Source organism: Nonomuraea montanisoli, from assembly GCF_013363975.1.
GTDB classification, from domain to species: Bacteria; Actinomycetota; Actinomycetes; order Streptosporangiales; family Streptosporangiaceae; genus Nonomuraea; species Nonomuraea montanisoli.
In genome coordinates this window covers 94,395-110,941 of the sequence record NZ_JABWGN010000023.1, presented here as the reverse complement: position 1 = coordinate 110,941, position 16,547 = coordinate 94,395, and the positions used below count along the sequence as shown (strand labels likewise).

Annotated in this window: 19 protein-coding genes; 18 read left to right on the top strand and 1 reads right to left on the bottom strand. The window is 71.4% G+C overall.

What is annotated here, in order from left to right:
- The first annotated feature begins 33 nt into the window (after window positions 1-33).
- The 12 genes from HTZ77_RS41525 to HTZ77_RS41470 all read left to right on the top strand — a co-directional run bounded on the left by HTZ77_RS41525 (window position 34) and on the right by HTZ77_RS41470 (window position 9,156).
- On the top strand, window positions 34-414 hold the full coding sequence (locus tag HTZ77_RS41525; protein WP_175595277.1) for a phage holin family protein: 381 nt from the start codon (window positions 34-36) through the stop codon (window positions 412-414).
- Complete coding sequence (locus tag HTZ77_RS45625) at window positions 411-1,178, top strand: DUF3618 domain-containing protein (RefSeq protein ID WP_205304603.1); 768 nt, start codon at window positions 411-413, stop codon at window positions 1,176-1,178. Before HTZ77_RS41525 ends, HTZ77_RS45625 begins: the two co-directional genes overlap by 4 nt.
- Complete coding sequence (locus HTZ77_RS41515; RefSeq protein ID WP_328809074.1) at window positions 1,175-2,182, top strand: YihY/virulence factor BrkB family protein; 1,008 nt, start codon at window positions 1,175-1,177, stop codon at window positions 2,180-2,182. Before HTZ77_RS45625 ends, HTZ77_RS41515 begins: the two co-directional genes overlap by 4 nt.
- The gene (locus HTZ77_RS41510) at window positions 2,179-2,607 is read left to right on the top strand and encodes a protease inhibitor I42 family protein (protein ID WP_175595276.1); all 429 of its coding nucleotides are present in this window, start codon (window positions 2,179-2,181) and stop codon (window positions 2,605-2,607) included. Before HTZ77_RS41515 ends, HTZ77_RS41510 begins: the two co-directional genes overlap by 4 nt.
- Window positions 2,608-2,641: 34 nt before the next feature.
- A complete protein-coding gene (locus HTZ77_RS41505; protein WP_205304602.1) occupies window positions 2,642-3,427 on the top strand; it encodes a DUF1838 family protein in 786 nt (261 codons plus the stop codon).
- 9 nt (window positions 3,428-3,436) lie between these two features.
- Window positions 3,437-3,877: an HIT family protein gene (locus tag HTZ77_RS41500; protein ID WP_175595275.1), complete on the top strand. Its 441-nt coding sequence runs from the start codon at window positions 3,437-3,439 to the stop codon at window positions 3,875-3,877.
- Window positions 3,878-3,888: 11 nt separating this feature from the next.
- Window positions 3,889-5,067: a sensor histidine kinase gene (locus HTZ77_RS41495; RefSeq protein ID WP_175595274.1), complete on the top strand. Its 1,179-nt coding sequence runs from the start codon at window positions 3,889-3,891 to the stop codon at window positions 5,065-5,067.
- Window positions 5,068-5,100: 33 nt separating this feature from the next.
- Window positions 5,101-5,850: a LytR/AlgR family response regulator transcription factor gene (locus HTZ77_RS41490; RefSeq protein ID WP_175595273.1), complete on the top strand. Its 750-nt coding sequence runs from the start codon at window positions 5,101-5,103 to the stop codon at window positions 5,848-5,850.
- Window positions 5,847-6,242, top strand: coding sequence for a hypothetical protein (locus HTZ77_RS41485; RefSeq protein ID WP_175595272.1), 396 nt, complete (start codon window positions 5,847-5,849; stop codon window positions 6,240-6,242). The genes HTZ77_RS41490 and HTZ77_RS41485 overlap by 4 nt, the downstream gene beginning before the upstream one ends.
- Window positions 6,239-7,726: a sodium/solute symporter gene (locus tag HTZ77_RS41480; RefSeq protein ID WP_175595271.1), complete on the top strand. Its 1,488-nt coding sequence runs from the start codon at window positions 6,239-6,241 to the stop codon at window positions 7,724-7,726. The genes HTZ77_RS41485 and HTZ77_RS41480 overlap by 4 nt, the downstream gene beginning before the upstream one ends.
- 117 nt (window positions 7,727-7,843) lie before the next feature.
- Window positions 7,844-8,833, top strand: coding sequence for a pirin family protein (locus HTZ77_RS41475; RefSeq protein ID WP_175595270.1), 990 nt, complete (start codon window positions 7,844-7,846; stop codon window positions 8,831-8,833).
- Between the two features lie 2 nt (window positions 8,834-8,835).
- Window positions 8,836-9,156 (top strand): tetratricopeptide repeat protein, encoded by a 321-nt coding sequence (locus HTZ77_RS41470; RefSeq protein ID WP_175595269.1) that lies wholly within the window; start codon window positions 8,836-8,838, stop codon window positions 9,154-9,156.
- A gap of 55 nt (window positions 9,157-9,211) precedes the next feature.
- On the opposite strand, the gene HTZ77_RS41465 is transcribed toward HTZ77_RS41470, so the two are convergent.
- Window positions 9,212-10,210 (bottom strand): LacI family DNA-binding transcriptional regulator, encoded by a 999-nt coding sequence (locus tag HTZ77_RS41465; RefSeq protein ID WP_175595268.1) that lies wholly within the window; start codon window positions 10,208-10,210, stop codon window positions 9,212-9,214.
- A gap of 14 nt (window positions 10,211-10,224) precedes the next feature.
- On the opposite strand from HTZ77_RS41465, the gene HTZ77_RS41460 reads away from it, so the two are divergent.
- The 6 genes from HTZ77_RS41460 to HTZ77_RS41435 all read left to right on the top strand — a co-directional run bounded on the left by HTZ77_RS41460 (window position 10,225) and on the right by HTZ77_RS41435 (window position 16,514).
- Window positions 10,225-11,388, top strand: coding sequence for a trans-sulfuration enzyme family protein (locus tag HTZ77_RS41460; protein WP_175595267.1), 1,164 nt, complete (start codon window positions 10,225-10,227; stop codon window positions 11,386-11,388).
- A 73-nt stretch (window positions 11,389-11,461) separates the two neighbouring features.
- Entirely contained in the window at window positions 11,462-12,694 is a 1,233-nt protein-coding gene (locus HTZ77_RS41455) for an ABC transporter substrate-binding protein (RefSeq protein ID WP_175595266.1), read from the top strand.
- The gene (locus HTZ77_RS41450) at window positions 12,691-13,599 is read left to right on the top strand and encodes a carbohydrate ABC transporter permease (RefSeq protein WP_175595265.1); all 909 of its coding nucleotides are present in this window, start codon (window positions 12,691-12,693) and stop codon (window positions 13,597-13,599) included. The genes HTZ77_RS41455 and HTZ77_RS41450 overlap by 4 nt, the downstream gene beginning before the upstream one ends.
- On the top strand, window positions 13,596-14,411 hold the full coding sequence (locus tag HTZ77_RS41445) for a carbohydrate ABC transporter permease (RefSeq protein WP_175595264.1): 816 nt from the start codon (window positions 13,596-13,598) through the stop codon (window positions 14,409-14,411). Before HTZ77_RS41450 ends, HTZ77_RS41445 begins: the two co-directional genes overlap by 4 nt.
- Window positions 14,412-14,577: 166 nt before the next feature.
- Window positions 14,578-14,907: a DUF485 domain-containing protein gene (locus tag HTZ77_RS41440; RefSeq protein WP_175595263.1), complete on the top strand. Its 330-nt coding sequence runs from the start codon at window positions 14,578-14,580 to the stop codon at window positions 14,905-14,907.
- Window positions 14,904-16,514, top strand: coding sequence for a solute symporter family protein (locus HTZ77_RS41435; RefSeq protein ID WP_175595262.1), 1,611 nt, complete (start codon window positions 14,904-14,906; stop codon window positions 16,512-16,514). Before HTZ77_RS41440 ends, HTZ77_RS41435 begins: the two co-directional genes overlap by 4 nt.
- The last annotated feature ends 33 nt before the right edge of the window (window positions 16,515-16,547 follow it).

The following is a 16,547-nucleotide window of genomic DNA, read 5'->3' as shown; positions in this document are numbered from 1 at the left end:
GTAGTCGCCTTCCACGTCAGAGGAGGCGACGACGTGAACGAGACCCACAGACTGGTCAACGACCTGTCCGATCAGGTCACCCGGCTCGTCAAGGACGAGCTGCGGCTGGCCCGGCTGGAGCTGACCGAGAAGGGCAGGCACGCCGGGTTCGGCGCGGGCCTGTTCGGCGCCGCGGGCATGCTCGCGTTCCTCGGCGGCGCGACGCTGGTCGCCGCGGTCGCGCTGCTCCTGGCGCTGGTCATGCCGGCATGGGCGGCCACCGCGGTGGTGGCGGGCGCGCTGTTCGTCATCGCGGCCGTCGTCGGCCTGGTCGGCAAGAAGCAGGTGGAACGGGCCACGCCTCCGGTGCCCAGCGAGGCCATCGAGAGCGTGAAGACCGACATCGACGTGGTCAAGGGGAAGGTGCGGCGATGAGCGAGACGGACCCCGGATACAGCGAGCAGCACGCCGGGAACGTCGGCGCCCACAGGGTGACCGTGGGCATGCCGACCGACGAGGAGTCGATCAACGTGCCCCAGACCCGGGAGGGCGCGGCGGAGAACGCGCTCAAGGCCGAGGCGGACCGGGCGGAGCACGAGAGGTTCGACCCCGAGCCCCTGGTGGAGGACGACCGCACGGCGGCTGTGGAGGAACGCGAGGGCGAGGCCCGCTCCCAGGGCCCCCAGCAGGTGACGGCCGAGGCCAGGCACGGGGCCGGGCCGGGCGCGAGCACCGCCGCGGACACCGGCCGGAGGGCCGGCGCCGGACGCGCGCGCGAGGCGCGCCCGGCGCGTCACGGCGTTGGTGGTGAGGACGACGAGGAGGAGCAAGTGCGCAGACGTATCGAGGAGACCCGCGGGCAGCTGGGCCACACCGTGGCCGAGCTGGCGCACAAGGCGGACGTGAAGCACCGCGCCGGTGAGATGGCCGGCAGCGCCAAGGCCAGGGCCGGCGAGATGGCCGGCACGGTCACGCACAAGGCCGGGGAAGTCACGGGGACGGTCACGCACAAGGCCGGCGAGATGGCGGGCACGGTCACGGACAAGGTCCGCGAGGTGACGCCCGACCAGGTCAAGGACGTGGCCGACAAGGTCACCAAGCAGGCCCGCAGGCGGCCCGCGCTGCTCGTGCTGGCCGCGGCCGGCACGGTGGCCGTGTTCGTGCTGCGCCGCGCCATGAGGCGCACCAGGCACAGGTGAGCGGCAAGGAACAGGAGGTCCCGCAGGCGCAGGTGGCCCAGCGGGCGCGGCGGGAGGAGGAGGCTCGGCCGGGCGTTCCCGAGCGCCCCGCCGACTTCCCGCGCAGGGCCTGGTGGAGCGTGCTGAAGCGCACGTTCATCGAGTTCAAGGACGACAACGTCCAGGACCTCGCGGCCGCCCTCACCTACTACGCGGTGCTGTCGATCTTCCCCGCGATGATCGTGCTGGTGTCGCTGTTCGGGCTGCTCGGCCGGGACGACACGGCGGTGATCGTCGGGAACCTCGCGGTGCTGGCCCCCGCGGAGGTGCGCGACCTGCTCCAGCAGGGTGTCGCGGGCGTGCAGCGGGTCGGGTCGGCGAGCGTGTTCGCCCTCGTCGGCCTGGCCGTCGCCCTGTGGTCGGCCTCCGGGTACATCGCGGCCTTCATCCGGGCCTGCAACGCCATCTACGACATCGAGGAGGGCCGGCCGTTCTGGAAGACGACCCCGCTCCGGATCGGCCTCACCGTCCTCGTGACCGTGCTGCTCGCGGTCGGCGCGATCGCGGTGACGCTCACCGGCCGCCTCGCCGACCTGGCGGGCCGGGCGCTGGGCCTGGGCGACGTGGTGGTGACCACCTGGAACATCGCGAAGTGGCCCGTCCTGGCGCTGATCGCGGCCGGCCTGATCATGGTGCTCTACTGGGCGGCGCCCAACGTGCGCCAGCCGGGCGTGCGCTGGATCAGCCCCGGCGGGCTGGTGGCGGTCGTCCTCTGGGTGATCGTCTCGGCCGGGTTCGCCCTGTACGCGAGCCACTTCGGCTCCTACAACAAGACGTACGGCACCCTCGCCGCGGTCGTGGTGTTCCTCATCTGGCTGTGGCTGTCGAACATGGCGCTGCTGTTCGGCGCGGAGCTCGACGCCGAGCTGATGCGGGAGCGCGCCATCGCCGAGGGAAGTCCCGTGGGACGCGAGCCGTACGCCGAGCCGCGGGACGAGCCGGAGCCCGATAATCTGCCTGAGTGAGGCGTCGGCGAGCAGGCATCGCGTCCGTGCTGCTGATCGCCGCCGTGACCGCCGGATGCGGCGGCGGGGCGGCGGTCAGCGATCTCGGCGTGGTCGTCAAGGGCGCCAAGGGCGCCACCGTCCCGGTCGAGCTGCACTCCGGCCAGCGGTTCTCGCTGGCGGTGCCCGACAGCCGGTCCGCGGGCGACAGCTGGTCCCTGGAGGCGCTGCCCGACGCCGCGGTCGCCTCGTTCATCAGCAAGGAGGCGCGGCGCGAGGATTCGCAGAGCGTCACCTACTTCGTCTTCAACGCCAAGCGGCCCGGCGCCACCACCATCAGGCTGTACGACTGCTGGCGTTGCGGCGGCGCGACGACGCCCCCGACCGAGGAGAGCCGCCTGCGGTCCGGCGAGGCGATCTTCGACCTGACCGTGTCCCCGCGCTGATCCGGGGCCGGGGGAGGCGGTCCAAGATCCGTTCTTGATCGAAACGATTCGGGTCGGGCAGGCTGCGGGGATGGACTACGGCAGGGACTTCGTACGGGTGCGCGCCGCGGCGGACGGCGCCGAGACGATCTCGTGGTGGACCGGCGACGTGTACGGCTGGCGGCGCGACGACGGCCCGCACCACCTGTTCGGCTTCGAGGGTCTCAACGTGGCCCGCGCCGAGCGCGACGACAGCGGCGGCTGGCGGCTGCTGACCCGGGAGGCCGCCGCCTACCTCGACCCGGTCACCCGGGAGGTCCTCACCACCTGGGACAACCCGTTCACCGGCGCGGCCGTCGAGGTGATGCACGTCTTCAACGACCCGGTCAACCAGCCGCTCGGCGACCGGCCCGTGCCGTTCACCCGGGTCGGCGACCAGGTGGTCCACCACGTGGACGTGCGCCTGGCCTATCCGTCGCCGCTGCCGGTCGCCGACTTCCCCGACCACTCGGCGGGCGACACGTACCGGGCGATGGAGCTGTTCCAGTTCTTCTCCCGCGCCGCCGACCTGGACGCTGGCGCGCCGGACGTGCCGAGCCACTTCTCCTGGTGCCGGGTGTCGCCGTGGCTGCCGTGGATGGCGATGGGGCAGCGGGAGGGGGCGCTGGTCTACCACTGCCGGGGCGGCAAGGTGAGCGAGGTGCCCGAGTGGCTGGCCGGCTTCGCCGGCGAGCGGTTCCTGCGCGCGCCCGAGACCTGGTCGGCGCCGAACATGACGAGCTGGACCGCCTTCCGCGACCGCCCCCGCGCAGGCGGCGACGAGAGCCGGGCCGCCGGGTAGGGTCGGCCGGTGAGCACCGACCTGTTCTGCGAGATCGTCGCGGGGGAGCGGCCCGCGTTCGTCGTCCACTCCGACGAGGTGGCCGTCTCCTTCCTCGACGCGAGGCCGCTGTTCAAGGGCCACGTGCTGGTGGTGCCCCGGCGGCACGTCGAGACGCTCGCCGACCTGCCCGCCGCCGACGTGGGGCCGTTCTTCGCGCGGGTCCAGGCCGTGGCGCGTGCCGTGGAGGAGGCCATGGAGGCCGCCGGCACGTTCGTCGCGATGAACAACCACGTCAGCCAGAGCGTGCCGCACCTGCACGTCCACGTGGTGCCGCGCAACCGCAAGGACGGCCTGCGCGGCTTCTTCTGGCCGCGCACGCGGTACGACTCCGACGACGAGGCCCGCGCGTACGCCGAAGCCATCGCCAAGGCGCTCGCCCAAGGAGAGGCCGCCGGGGCCGCCGAGTAGGCTCGCGCGGTGTGGAGTACCTCGTCGGCGTCGCCGTGGCGGCCGGGCTCGTGGGCGTGCCCGCGCTCGTCCTGTGGCGGGTCATGCGCGGCCGCCGGGAGCTGGGCACCAGCCCGGCCGAGCGGGCCACGTTCGAGACGCTGCACACCGCCTCCCTCGCCGGCCCGCCGCTGCGGGCCGGGCTGACCGCCGACGGCGCCGAGCGGGCCTCGCGGCACCTGCGGGCGCTGCTCGGCTCCTCCGCCCTCGCCATCACCGACGGCGAGCGGCTGCTCGTGTACGACGGCGCGGGCGAGCACCACGCCGGGCAGGCGTTCGAGCAGGCGCGGGCGACGCTGAAGGACGGCCGGACACAGGTGCTGGCCGTGGACTGCGACCTGCTGGAGTGCCCCGTCCGGCACGCCGTGGTCGTGCCGCTCACCACCGACGACCGGGTCGTCGGCACGCTGGCCGCCTACGGCCCCCACGCCTCTGCGGGCCTGGTCAAGGCCGCCCAGGAGGTGGCCGGCTGGGTCGACTCGCAGTTGGAGCTCGCCGAGCTGGACCGCTCGCGCACGCTGCTCATGGAGGCCGAGGTGCGGGCGCTGCGCGCGCAGATCTCGCCGCACTTCATCTACAACTCGCTGACCACCATCGCCTCGTTCGTCCGCACCGATCCCGAGCGGGCGCGCGAGCTGCTGCTGGAGTTCGCCGACTTCACCCGCTACTCCTTCCGGCGGCACGGCGAGTTCACCACGCTGGCCGAGGAGCTGCGCTCGATCGACCGCTACCTCACCCTCGAACGCGCCCGGTTCGGCGACCAGCTCCAGGTGACGCTGCGCATCGCCCCCGAGGTGCTGCCCGTGGCCGTGCCGTTCCTGTGCCTGCAGCCGCTCGTCGAGAACGCCGTCCGCCACGGCCTGGAGAGCCGCAACGGCGTCGGCCGCATCGTCATCGTGGCCGAGGACGGCGGCGCCGAATGCCGCATCAGCGTCGAGGACGACGGCCTCGGCATGGAACCCGAGCGGCTGCGCCGCATCCTCGCCGGTGAGATCGCCCCGTCGGGCGGTGTCGGGCTGGCCAACGTGGACGAGCGGCTGCGCCAGGTGTACGGGGACGAGTACGGGCTCGTCGTGGAGACCGGCGCGGGAGCGGGCACGAAGGTCAACGTGAGGTTGCCGAAGTATCACCCGGGCGTCTCGGCCCGTTGACCGCGCCGTTGGATGTCGGTTTCATCCATGTCTATGGCGCAACTCAGGGTCCTCGCGGTCGACGACGAGCTGCCCGCCCTGGAGGACCTGTCGTACCTGCTGCGCGCCGACCCCCGCATCGGCGAGGTGGCGACCGCCCGTGACGGCGCCGCGGCCCTGCGGCTGCTGGACCGCGCCATCGCCGAGGGCCGGCCGATCGACGCGGTGTTCCTCGACATCCGGATGCGCGGACTCGACGGCGTCGTGCTGGGCCGGCTGCTGTCGCGCTTCGCCAACCCGCCGCGCGTGGTGTTCGTGACCGCGTACGAGGAGCACGCCATCGAGGCGTTCGAGATCAAGGCGGAGGACTACCTGCTCAAACCGGTGCGCCCCGAACGGCTGGCCGAGGCGATCCGGCGGGTCGCGGTCTCGGCGGAGGTGCCGGTCGAGGGCGGCGAGTCCGACACGATCCCGGTCGAGCTGGGCGGCGTGACCCGGTTCGTCTCCAGCGCCGACGTCGTCTACGTGGAGGCGCACGGCGACTACGCCCGCCTGCACACGCCCACCGGCAGCCACCTGGTGCGCATCCCGCTGGCCACGCTGGAGGAGCGCTGGGCCTCGGCGGGGTTCGTCCGCGTGCATCGCAGCCACCTGGTGGCGGTCAAGCACATCGAGGAGCTGCACATCGACTCGGGACGCTGCACGGTCCGGGTGGGGGAGACGGAGATCCCGGTCAGCCGTCGCCACACGCGCGAGCTGCGCGACCTGCTCGTCCGCCGCGCCCGCAGAGGACGTCCGGAATGAGCCGCCGCGCGCAGAGACCGCCGGACGAGCCGCCGCGGCGGGTGGCCGTGACCAGCCCGCGGACCGCCGCCGCGCGCCGGCCCCGCTACCCGGCCACCCGGGAGATCGACGAGCAGACCCACCTCGGCGAGGTCTACATGCGCTCGCTGCTGCGCACCCAGTTCCGGCTGGCGATGTTCGTCTGCACCGTGCTGGGCTGCGTGGTGTGCGGCCTGCCGCTGCTGTTCCTGCTGATCCCGCGGCTGCGCGAGGCCGAGCTGCTGGGCGTCCCCCTGCCGTGGGCGGTGCTCGCCGGCCTCATCTACCCGGCGTTCGTGATCGGCGCCTGGCTGTACGTGCGCCAGGCCGAGCGCAACGAACGCCACTTCGCCGACCTGGTCGAACGCCCGTGAGCCTCACCGCCGTCCTGATCGTCGTCGTGGCGGCGGTGCTCATCGGCGCGTTCGGCATCCGCGTCTCGCGCACCACCTCCGACTTCTACGTCGCCTCGCGCACGGTCAGCCCGCTCTGGAACGCCTCCGCCATCGGCGGCGAGTACCTGTCGGCCGCCTCCTTCCTGGGGGTGGCCGGGCTGATCCTGTCGTTCGGCGCCGACATGCTGTGGCTGCCGGTGGGCTGGACCGGCGGCTACCTCGTGCTGCTCGTGCTGGTGTCCGCCCCGCTGCGCCGCTCCGGGGCGTACACGCTGCCGGACTTCGCCGAGGCGCGGCTGGAGTCGATGACCGTGCGCCGCGCCGCGAGCGTGCTCGTCGTGCTCATCGGCTGGCTGTACCTGATGCCGCAGTTCCAGAGCGCCGGCCTGGTGCTGAGGGAGATCACCGGGGCGCCGCACTGGGCGGGCGGGCTGCTCGTGGCCGTGGTCGTCGCGGTCAACGTGCTGTCCGGAGGCATGCGGTCGATCACCTTCGTGCAGGCGTTCCAGTACTGGCTGAAGCTGACGGCGCTGGCCGTGCCGCTGGTGTTCCTGCTCATGGCGTGGCGGGCCGGCGGCGCGCCCGGCCTGAGCCCGCAGGACGCCGCCACCTGGCAGGTGCCGCTGGCCGGCGGCAAGGAGTACGCGCTGTACTCGACGTACTCACTGATCCTGGCCACGTTCCTCGGCACCATGGGCCTGCCGCACGTGCTCGTGCGCTTCTACACCAACCCCGACGGGCGGGCCGCGCGCCGCACCACGCTCGTCGTGCTGTCGCTGCTCGGCGCCTTCTACCTGCTGCCCGCCCTGTACGGCTGGCTCGGCCGGCTGTACGCGCCCGACCTGGTCCGCACCGACGCCGTCGTGCTCACCCTGCCCGGCCGGATGGTCGGCGGCACGCTCGGCGAGCTGCTGACCGCGCTGGTCACGGCGGGGGCGTTCGCCGCGTTCCTGTCCACCTCGTCCGGCCTGACCGTGTCGGTGGCCGGGGTCATCGCGCAGGACCTGCTCAAGGGCGGGGTGCGCTCGTTCCGCATCGCGACGCTCATGGCGGTCGCCGTGCCCCTCGGGCTGGCGCTCCAGGCCCGGGCGCTGCCGGTGGCGGACGTGGTGGGGCTGGCGTTCGCGGTGGCCGCGTCGTCGTTCTGCCCGCTGCTGGTGCTCGGCATCTGGTGGCGGCGGCTCAGCACCACGGGAGCGCTCGCGGGGCTGTTCGTGGGGGGCGGGCTGGCCTGCGCGGCGGTGCTCGTCACGATCGTCGGCGGCCCGTACGAGGGGCCGGCGAACGCGCTGCTCGCCCAGCCGGCGGCGTGGACGGTGCCGATCGCGTTCGTGGTGATGGTGGCCGTGTCCTTCCTCACGCCGCACCGGGTGCCGCCGGGCGTGGCCAGGACGATGGTGCGCCTGCACACACCCGAGGACCTCAACCTGGACCGCGGCGACTGGCGGCCCCGCTCCTCGTGATCTCCGGCGGACGGTGAGCGGACAGGGAGCGGGCGGGGAGCGGGCGGGAATGCGCGGCGGGGGCCGGGTGTTGAGGCGGGCAACAGGTTGAAGTTTCAATCAAATGGGAGGTGGGACATGCCCGCCATCACCGCCGACACCCTGACCCTGCCCCGCGTCGCCGTACCCGACCCGGCTCTCGCCGGACGGCGGCCCGTGCGCTCGGTGATCACCGCGCCCAGCGGGTTCGAGGGCGAGGGCTTCCCGGTGCGCCGGGCGTTCGCCGGCGTGCCGCAGTCGCTGCTGGACCCGTTCATCCACATGGACCAGATGGGCGAGGTCGAGTACGCGCCCGGGGAGCCCAAGGGCACCCCCTGGCACCCGCACCGCGGCTTCGAGACCGTCACCTACATCATCGACGGCGTCTTCGAGCACCAGGACTCCCACGGCGGCGGCGGCACGATCACCGACGGCGACACCCAGTGGATGACCGCCGGGTCGGGGCTGCTGCACATCGAGAAGCCCCCGGAGCACCTCGTGGTCTCGGGCGGGCTGTTCCACGGCGTCCAGCTCTGGGTCAACCTGCCCCGCGCCCACAAGTTCCATCTGCCCCGCTACCAGGACATCCGCGGCCGCCAGGCGGCGCTTCTCGCCTCGCCCGACGGCGGCGCGCTGCTCCGCGTGATCGCCGGCGACCTGGACGGGCACGCCGGTCCGGGCGTCACGTTCACCCCGATCACGATGGTGCACGCGACCGTGAGCCCCGGCGCCCGGCTGGAGCTCCCGTGGAACCCCGGCTACAACGCCCTCGCGTACGTGCTGGCGGGCCAGGGCTTCGCCGGGCCGGAGCGCAGGCCCGTCCGGAAGGGGCAGCTCGCCGTCTTCGGCCCGGGCGGCGCGCTCACCGTCGAGGCCGCCACGGCCCAGCCGCAGGCCGAGCCGAACCTGGAGGTGCTGCTGCTCGGCGGGCAGCCCATCCGCGAGCCGGTGGTCCACTACGGCCCCTTCGTGATGAACACCCGCGCCGAGATCATCCAGGCGATGGAGGACTACCAGGCCGGCCGCCTGGGCGTCGTCCCCGCCGACCGCGTCCCGCACGCCGACGGGCCCGTCCCGGGAGAGGAGTGACCATGCCGATCGAGACGCTGGCCGAGGAGTACGAGCGCGGCCGCCTGTTCTTCGACGCGAAGGACTACATCGGGGCCGCCCGCATCCTGGCCGAGGTGGTGGCGGCGGCGCCGGACAACCTGGGGGCCCGGCTGCTGCTGGCCCGCGCCTACTACCACTCGGCCCAGCTCGGCCGGGCCGAGGCCCAGCTCCGGCTGGTCCTGGAGCGCGACCCGGCCGAGGGGTACGCCTGCCTCCTGCTCGGCCGTACGCTGCAGCGGCAGCACCGGCCGAAGGACGCCGAGCCGTACCTGCGCCTGCACGCCGCCATGACCGGCGCGTGAAGGACACGCGCTGACCGGCGCGTGGCAGGCGGGAGCACCCCCCGCCGGGAGCCGGTCAGCGGGCCGGCGGGGGGCGCTCGCCGGAGCCGCGGGCGACCAGCTCGACCGGGACCTTGACCCGGCGGGGCGTGTCCGACGGGCGCAGCAGCAGGTCCACGGCGCTGCGCCCCAGCCGGGTCACGTCGTAGCGCACCACCGTCACTCCCGGGTCGAACACGTCCGCCAGCGCGAAGTCGTCGAACCCCACGTACGCCGGGCGCTCGGGCCGCTCGCGCAGCGCCTGGATGATGCCGATGGCGGCCCGGTTGTTGGTGGCGAAGAACGCCGTGGGCGGGTCGGCCAGGTCCAGCAGCCGCGCCACCTCGTGCCCGGCCCGCCACGGGTCGAAGACGCCCCGCACCACCAGCGACTCGTCCACCTCGGCACCGCCCTCCCGCAGCGCGGCGCGGTAGCCGGTGGCGCGGGCGTGGACCGAGCTCAACGCCTCGTCGTCGGAGATCAGCGCGATGCGCCGGTGACCGCGCGCCAGCAGGTGCTCGGTCGCCATCCGGCCGCCCCGGACGTCGTCCAGCAGCACCACGTCGGCCCGCTCCAGGCCGTCCGGCACCCGGTCCACGAACACCGTGGTCAGACCGCCGTGCTCGGCCAGCCAGCCGTGGTCGCCGGCCGACGGCACGATGATCAGCGAGTCGACGCCCCGGGCGTACATGGACTCCACCAGCATCCGCTCCCGCTCCGGCCGCTCCTCGTACGAGCCGAAGACCACCAGCGCCTCGTGGTCGGCCGCCGACGCCTCGACCGACTTGGCCAGCCGCGAGTAGAACTCGTTGGAGATGTTCTCCATGATCAGGCCGATGGTCAGCATGGTGGCGCCGCGGGCCAGCCGGGCGGCGGCCTCGTTGCGGCGGAAGCCGAGCGCGCTGATGGCCTCCTGCACCCGGCGCTGGAGGACGGGGCTGACGTGCGGCTCCTGGTTGACCACCCGGGAGACGGTCTTCAGGCTGACGCCCGCCTTTCGGGCGACGTCCTCCATGGTGGGCTTGCGCGCTGTCATACTACTGTGCCCCCATGGACGATGAATGGATCTGTGGCCGGCTGGGCGAGGACGAACCGTGGATGCTGGGCGCGGTCAACCCGCCGGTGTTCGAGAACTCGCTGTTCACCTTCGCCAGCGCCGCCGAGCTCGGCGAGGCCATCAGGAACGAGGACGAGCGCTACGTCTACTGGCGCGGCACCAACCCGACCGTGGACCTCGCGCAGCGCAAACTGGCGGCACTGGAGCGGGCCGAGCGGGCCAAGTGCTTCGCCTCCGGGATGGGCGCCATCTCGGCGACGATCTCGTCGCTGGTGTCGGCGGGCGACCACGTGCTGGTGCTGGGCGCGGTCTACGGGCCGACCACCCAGTTCCTGCGTTACCTGGAGAAGTTCGGCGTCACGCATACGCACGTCGACGATCTCGCCAGTGGTGACAGCGCTATCAGAGAGACCACCCGTCTACTGTACTTCGAGTCGCCCTCCTACATGCGCTACGAGGTCTTCGACATCCCCGCCGTCACGGCCTGGGCGGCCGAGCGCGGCCTGGTGACGGTGATGGACAACACCTGGTCCACCCCGATCTTCCAGAAGCCGATCACCATGGGTGTCGACCTGGTGGTCACCTCGCTGTCGAAGTACGTGGGCGGTCACAGCGACCTCGTCGGCGGCGTGGTGGCCGGCCCGTCGCGGCTGATCAGGCCGCTCGCGCTGACCGAGTACCAGCTCTACGGCGCCGCCATGTCCCCGCACGACGCCGCCAAGGTCATCAAGGGGCTGCGCACGCTGCCCGTGCGGATGGCCGCCCACCAGGAGCGCGGGCTCGCGGTGGCGAGCTTCCTCGACGACCATCCGGCCGTGCGGCGCGTCAACCACCCCGGGCTCCCCTCGCACCCGGGGCACGCGCTGGCCGCGCGGCAGATGTCGGGCTTCTCCAGCCTGTTCAGCCTGGAGCTCGACACCGAGTCGCGCGAGGAGGTCGGGGCCTTCATCGACCTGCTGCGGCACTTCCGCGTCGGGGTGTCGTGGGGCGGCTTCGAGAGCCTGGTCAACGCGCCGGCGCTGTCGGTCGAGGAGAGCGTGCGGGCCACCATGGGCATCCCCGTCGGGCTCGTACGGCTGTCGGTGGGCCTGGAGCCGGCCGACACATTGATCAAGGACCTGGGGCTGGCGCTGGAGGGGGTCGGTCGCCTAGCGTAACCACCACGCTGACAGCGCTGTCTCATACCGTGCGGAGGCACCGATGAAAACCCCCCTCTTGTCCACTTCGGCCGTGGCCGTGACCACGGCCCTCCTTCTCGCGGGCTGCGGCTCCGGCTCCTCCTCGGGGGAGGTGAAGCTGCGCATGATCGAGAGCCTGACCAGCCCGGAGCGGACCAAGCTGATCAAGACCTTGATCGAGGGCTTCGAGAAGGCGAACCCGGGCGTGGAGGTGGAGCTCGTCTCGCCCCCGCTGGACAGCGCCGACCAGAAGATCACCCAGATCCTGCAGACGAAGAAGGACCTGGACGTGCTGGAGGTCCGTGACCACACGGCCAAGTCCTTCTCCAACAACGGCTGGCTGGCCGAGCTGCCCACCACGCAGTGGGCCGGCTGGTCCGACCTGACCGAGCTGGCCCAGAAGAAGGCCGTGGAGGTCGGCGGCAAGGCCTACCTCTACCCGTACGGCTTCTACCAGCGCACGCTGTTCTACCGCACCGACTGGGGCCTCGCCCAGCCGCCGAAGACCTGGCAGGAGCTGTACGAGGCCGGCAAGAAGATGACCTCCGGCGACCGGTTCGGCTACTCCTTCCGGGGCGGCAAGGGCGGCGCCGACTACGCGGTCCAGATGATCAGCGCGTACAACGGCGAGGCCCTCGACCCGCAGAAGTCGTTCTTCCTCAAGGACAAGCGGACGATCTTCTCGACCCCCGAGGCCGCGCAGGCCCTCGACCTCTACGTGAAGATCTTCAAGGAGGCGTCGCCGCCCGACTCGGTCTCCTGGGGTTACCCCGAGATGGTCCAGGGCTTCACCTCCGGCGTCACCGGCATGCTCATCCAGGACCCGGAGGTCATCAAGACGGTCGAGGAGAGCGGGGTCAAGGCGTGGTCCACGGCCCCCATCCCGAAGGGCCCGTCCGGCTACGCCTTCCAGCCGGTCGGCTACGCCGGCTGGGGCGTCACCTCCTTCAGCACGCACCAGAAGGAGGCCGTCAAGCTCGTGCAGTACCTGTCGGAGGCCAAGCAGAGCATCGCCTTCGCCAAGGGCAACTCCCTCATCCCGATCTCCAGGCAGGCGCAGAGCGACCCGCAGTTCTCGCAGGGCGCGTGGAAGGCGTACCTGGAGGCGCAGCAGGACCCGAAGCAGGTCATCACGGTCCGGCCGGTCGACTACCCGGGCTGGAGCCAGTTCATCACCGACTCCGACCGTGACGTCCAGGCGCTCATCACCGGCAAGAAGACCGTCGCCGAGGTGCTGAAGGCGTGGGACGCGTTCTGGGCGGACCAGGCGAAGAAGGTCTCATGAGCCAGGCCGCACAGGCCGCACGTCCCGCCTTCACCGGGCGCAAGGCCAGGTTCGTCGCGCTGTGCCTGCTGCCGGGCGCGGTGTTCGTGCTGCTGTTCACGTACTACCCGATGATCCGCGGCGCGGTCATCGCCTTCCAGCGCTACAACCTGTTCGACATCACCTCGACGCCGTTCGTCGGGCTGGACAACTTCCGGGCGGTGCTGGCGGAGGACCGGTTCTGGACGGCGCTGCGCAACACCGGCACCTGGGTGGCGGTCTCGCTGTTCTTCCAGTTCTTCCTCGGCTTCGGTCTGGCGCTGCTGCTGCGCCGGCACTTCCGGGGCCGCGGGCTCTACCAGGCGTGGGTGTTCTTCCCATGGGCGATGTCCGGCTTCCTCATCGGGCTGCTGTGGCGATGGATGTTCAACGGGCAGTTCGGCGTGGTCAACGACCTGCTGCTGAAGGCCGGGATCATCGACGAGCGGATCGGGTTCCTGGCCACGCCGGGCTGGGCGATGACGTCGGTGATCGTGGCCAACGTCTGGTACGGCGTGACGTTCTTCGCCATCATGATCATGGCGGCGCTGCAGTCGGTGCCGGCCGAGCTGTACGAGGCGGCGTCGGTGGACGGCGCCTCCCGGCTGCGGCAGTTCTGGCACGTGACGCTGCCGCACATCCGCCCGACGCTGGCGCTGATCGTGCTGCTGCGGATCATCTGGATCCTCAACTTCCCCGACCTCATCTACGCGATGACCGGCGGCGGCCCGGCGGGCAGCACCGACATCATCACCACGTTCCTCATCCAGCAGGTCATCGGCGGCGACTACGGCCGCGCCGGGGCGGTCGGGATGCTCGTCCTCGGCCTGCTGCTCGCCTTCAGCGTCTTCTACCTGAACGCCACCCGATTCGAGAGGTCCCGATGAGACGCCTGGCCAAGGGGACCGTGCTGGCCGTCTGGCTGCTGATCACGCTGTTCCCGCTGTACTGGATCACCGTCACCTCGCTCAAGCCCAAGGCGGAGATCTTCGCCATGCCGCTGCGGTACTGGCCGGGCGAGGTGACCTTCGAGCACTACGCGGACCTGTTCTCCTTCGCCGACTTCGGCGCGTACCTGCTCAACAGCCTGCTCGTCTCGCTGGCCGCGGCGGCGGCCGTCACCGCGATCGGGGTGCTCGGCGGCTACACGCTGGCCCGCTTCTCCTTCCCCGGCCGGGGCGCGCTGATGCTGGCGTTCCTCGTCACGCAGATGATCCCGTTGTTCATCGCGCTCGGGCCGCTCTACCTGCTGATGTCCGACCTCGGCCTGCTCAACCACCTGGCGGGGCTCATGGTCGTGTACGTCGCCATGCTGGTGCCGTTCTCCACGATCATCATGCGCGGCTTCTACGAGCGGATCCCGGTCGCGCTGGAGGAGGCGGCGCAGGTGGACGGCGCCTCCCGGCTGGCGGCGATGGTGCGCGTGGTGATCCCGGTCATGCTGCCGGGCATCGCGGCGACGTTCATCTTCGCGTTCGTGCAGTGCTGGAACGAGCTGTTCCTGGCCATCACGTTCATCGACAGCGAGGACGCCAAGACGATCCCGGTGGCGATGAACTCCTTCATCACCCAGTACGACATCGACTGGGGGTCGATGGCCGCGGCGACGGTGGTGTCGGTGATCCCGACGCTGGTGCTCTTCGCCGTGATCCGGCGCTACATCGTGGAGGGGCTCACCGCGGGCGCCGTCAAGGGGTGAGGCCGGGAGGCGACCGTTCGTCGCGCGAATGGGACCTTTCATCGCAAGCGCCGCACGGTTGGCCGCCGTGCCGCGGCGGCTCGCCGAACGACCCCCTGTGAGCCCTCCACTACGGATAGGTTGCGCTCTTACGGTGTGCGTGATCCGCATCACAGTGGAGGTCTCCATGACGACTCAAGAACATGACGCGTCCGTTTATGAGCAGATGCAGACGAGCGGCGAGTTCCAGGACCTGAAGCGGCGCTTCCGCCGCTGGACGTTCCCGATGACCGTGGCGTTCCTGACCTGGTACCTGCTGTACGTCGTGCTGTCCGGCTTCGCCCGCGACTTCATGGGCATCAAGTTGTTCGGCAACATCAACGTCGCCCTTGTCTTCGGTCTGCTCCAGTTCGTGTCGACGTTCTGGATCGCCTGGGCGTACGCGCGGCACGCCGAGAAGAAGCTCGACCCGATCGCCGACAAGCTCCGCCACGAGGTCGAGGAGAAGACCCGATGAGTTCCGAAGCGCTCGCCACGACGCTCTTCCTGGCCTTCGTCGCGCTGACCCTGGGCATCACGTTCTGGGCCAGCCGCCAGACCAAGACGGCCGCCGACTACTACGCGGGCGGCCGGTCCTTCAGCGGCGCGCAGAACGGCCTGGCGATCGGCGGCGACTACATGTCGGCCGCCTCCTTCCTCGGCATCGCCGGCATCATCGCCCTGTCCGGGTACGACGGGTTCCTGTACTCGATCGGCTTCCTCGTGGCCTGGCTGGTGGCGCTGCTGCTGGTCGCCGAGCTGATGCGCAACTCCGGCAAGTTCACCATGGCCGACGTGCTGGCCTTCCGCATGAGCCCGCGCCCGGTCCGCACCGCCGCGGGCGTCTCCACGATCACGGTGAGCATCTTCTACCTGCTCGCCCAGATGGTCGGCGCGGGCGCCCTGGTCGGCCTGCTGCTCGGCATCACCTCGCCGTCCGGCAAGGCGCTGACGATCGTCGGCGTCGGCGCCCTGATGATCGTGTACGTGGTGTTCGGCGGCATGAAGGGCACCACCTGGGTGCAGATCGTCAAGGCCGTGCTGCTCATGAGCGGCGCCGCGCTGATCACGATCCTCGTCCTCGGCCACTACGGCTTCAACCTGTCGTCGCTGCTCGGCGAGGCCGCCACCCAGAGCGGCAAGGGCGGCAACTTCCTCATCCCCGGCCTGAAGTACGGCACCGAGGCCCAGGGGCTGGCCGGCAAGATCGACCTGATCAGCCTCGGCCTCGCGCTCGTGCTGGGCACGGCCGGCCTGCCGCACATCCTCATCCGCTTCTACACCGTGCCCACCGCCAAGGACGCCCGCAAGTCCGTGCTGTGGGGCATCGGCATCATCGGCGTGTTCTACCTGCTCACGCTCGTCCTCGGCTTCGGCGCCGCCGCCCTGGTCGGCAGCAAGGCCATCGCCGCCGCCGACAAGGCGGGCAACACGGCCGCCCCACTGCTGGCCAAGGCCGTCGGCGAGACGTTCCTCGGCGAGGTGGGCGGCACCATCCTGCTCGCGCTCATCGGCGCCGTCGCCTTCGCCACGATCCTGGCCGTCGTCGCGGGCCTCACCCTGGCCTCCTCCTCCAGCTTCGCCCACGACCTGTACGCGCACGTCTTCAAGCGCGGCAACGTCTCCGAGCGCGAGGAGGTGCTGGTGGCCCGCATCTCCGCGTTCGTCATCGGCGCCGTCTCGATCGGCCTCGGCATCCTGGCGCAGGGGCAGAACGTCGCCTTCCTGGTGGCGCTGGCCTTCGCCGTCGCCGCCTCCGGCAACCTGCCGGCCATCCTCTACAGCCTGTTCTGGAAGAGGTTCAACACCGCCGGCGCGGTCAGCGCCATCTACGGCGGCCTGGTGTCCGCGCTCATCCTGGTGATCTTCTCGCCGGTGGTGTCCGGGTCGCCGACCGCGCTGTTCAAGGACGCCGACTTCGCCTGGTTCCCGCTCAGCAACCCGGGCATCATCTCGATCCCGCTCGGCTTCCTGTGCGGCTGGCTCGGCACCGTGCTGAGCAAGGAGCACAACGCCGCCAAGTACGCCGAGATCGAGGTCCGCTCGCTCACCGGCGTCGGCGCCGAGAAGGCCGCCGAGCACTGACCCGGCGCACGAACGACGCAGGGCCCGGCCATC

What these genes read in the sequence shown, in the direction of transcription:
- HTZ77_RS41460 (WP_175595267.1), top strand. Translation starts at nt 10,225, where the DNA reads ATGGACGATGAATGGATCTGTGGCCGGCTGGGCGAGGACGAACCGTGG.
- HTZ77_RS41445 (WP_175595264.1), top strand. Translation starts at nt 13,596, where the DNA reads ATGAGACGCCTGGCCAAGGGGACCGTGCTGGCCGTCTGGCTGCTGATC.
- HTZ77_RS45625 (WP_205304603.1), top strand. Translation starts at nt 411, where the DNA reads ATGAGCGAGACGGACCCCGGATACAGCGAGCAGCACGCCGGGAACGTC.
- HTZ77_RS41470 (WP_175595269.1), top strand. Translation starts at nt 8,836, where the DNA reads ATGCCGATCGAGACGCTGGCCGAGGAGTACGAGCGCGGCCGCCTGTTC.
- HTZ77_RS41485 (WP_175595272.1), top strand. Translation starts at nt 5,847, where the DNA reads ATGAGCCGCCGCGCGCAGAGACCGCCGGACGAGCCGCCGCGGCGGGTG.
- HTZ77_RS41465 (WP_175595268.1), bottom strand. Translation starts at nt 10,210, where the DNA reads ATGACAGCGCGCAAGCCCACCATGGAGGACGTCGCCCGAAAGGCGGGC.
- HTZ77_RS41475 (WP_175595270.1), top strand. Translation starts at nt 7,844, where the DNA reads ATGCCCGCCATCACCGCCGACACCCTGACCCTGCCCCGCGTCGCCGTA.
- HTZ77_RS41435 (WP_175595262.1), top strand. Translation starts at nt 14,904, where the DNA reads ATGAGTTCCGAAGCGCTCGCCACGACGCTCTTCCTGGCCTTCGTCGCG.
- HTZ77_RS41490 (WP_175595273.1), top strand. Translation starts at nt 5,101, where the DNA reads ATGGCGCAACTCAGGGTCCTCGCGGTCGACGACGAGCTGCCCGCCCTG.
- HTZ77_RS41450 (WP_175595265.1), top strand. Translation starts at nt 12,691, where the DNA reads ATGAGCCAGGCCGCACAGGCCGCACGTCCCGCCTTCACCGGGCGCAAG.
- HTZ77_RS41440 (WP_175595263.1), top strand. Translation starts at nt 14,578, where the DNA reads ATGACGACTCAAGAACATGACGCGTCCGTTTATGAGCAGATGCAGACG.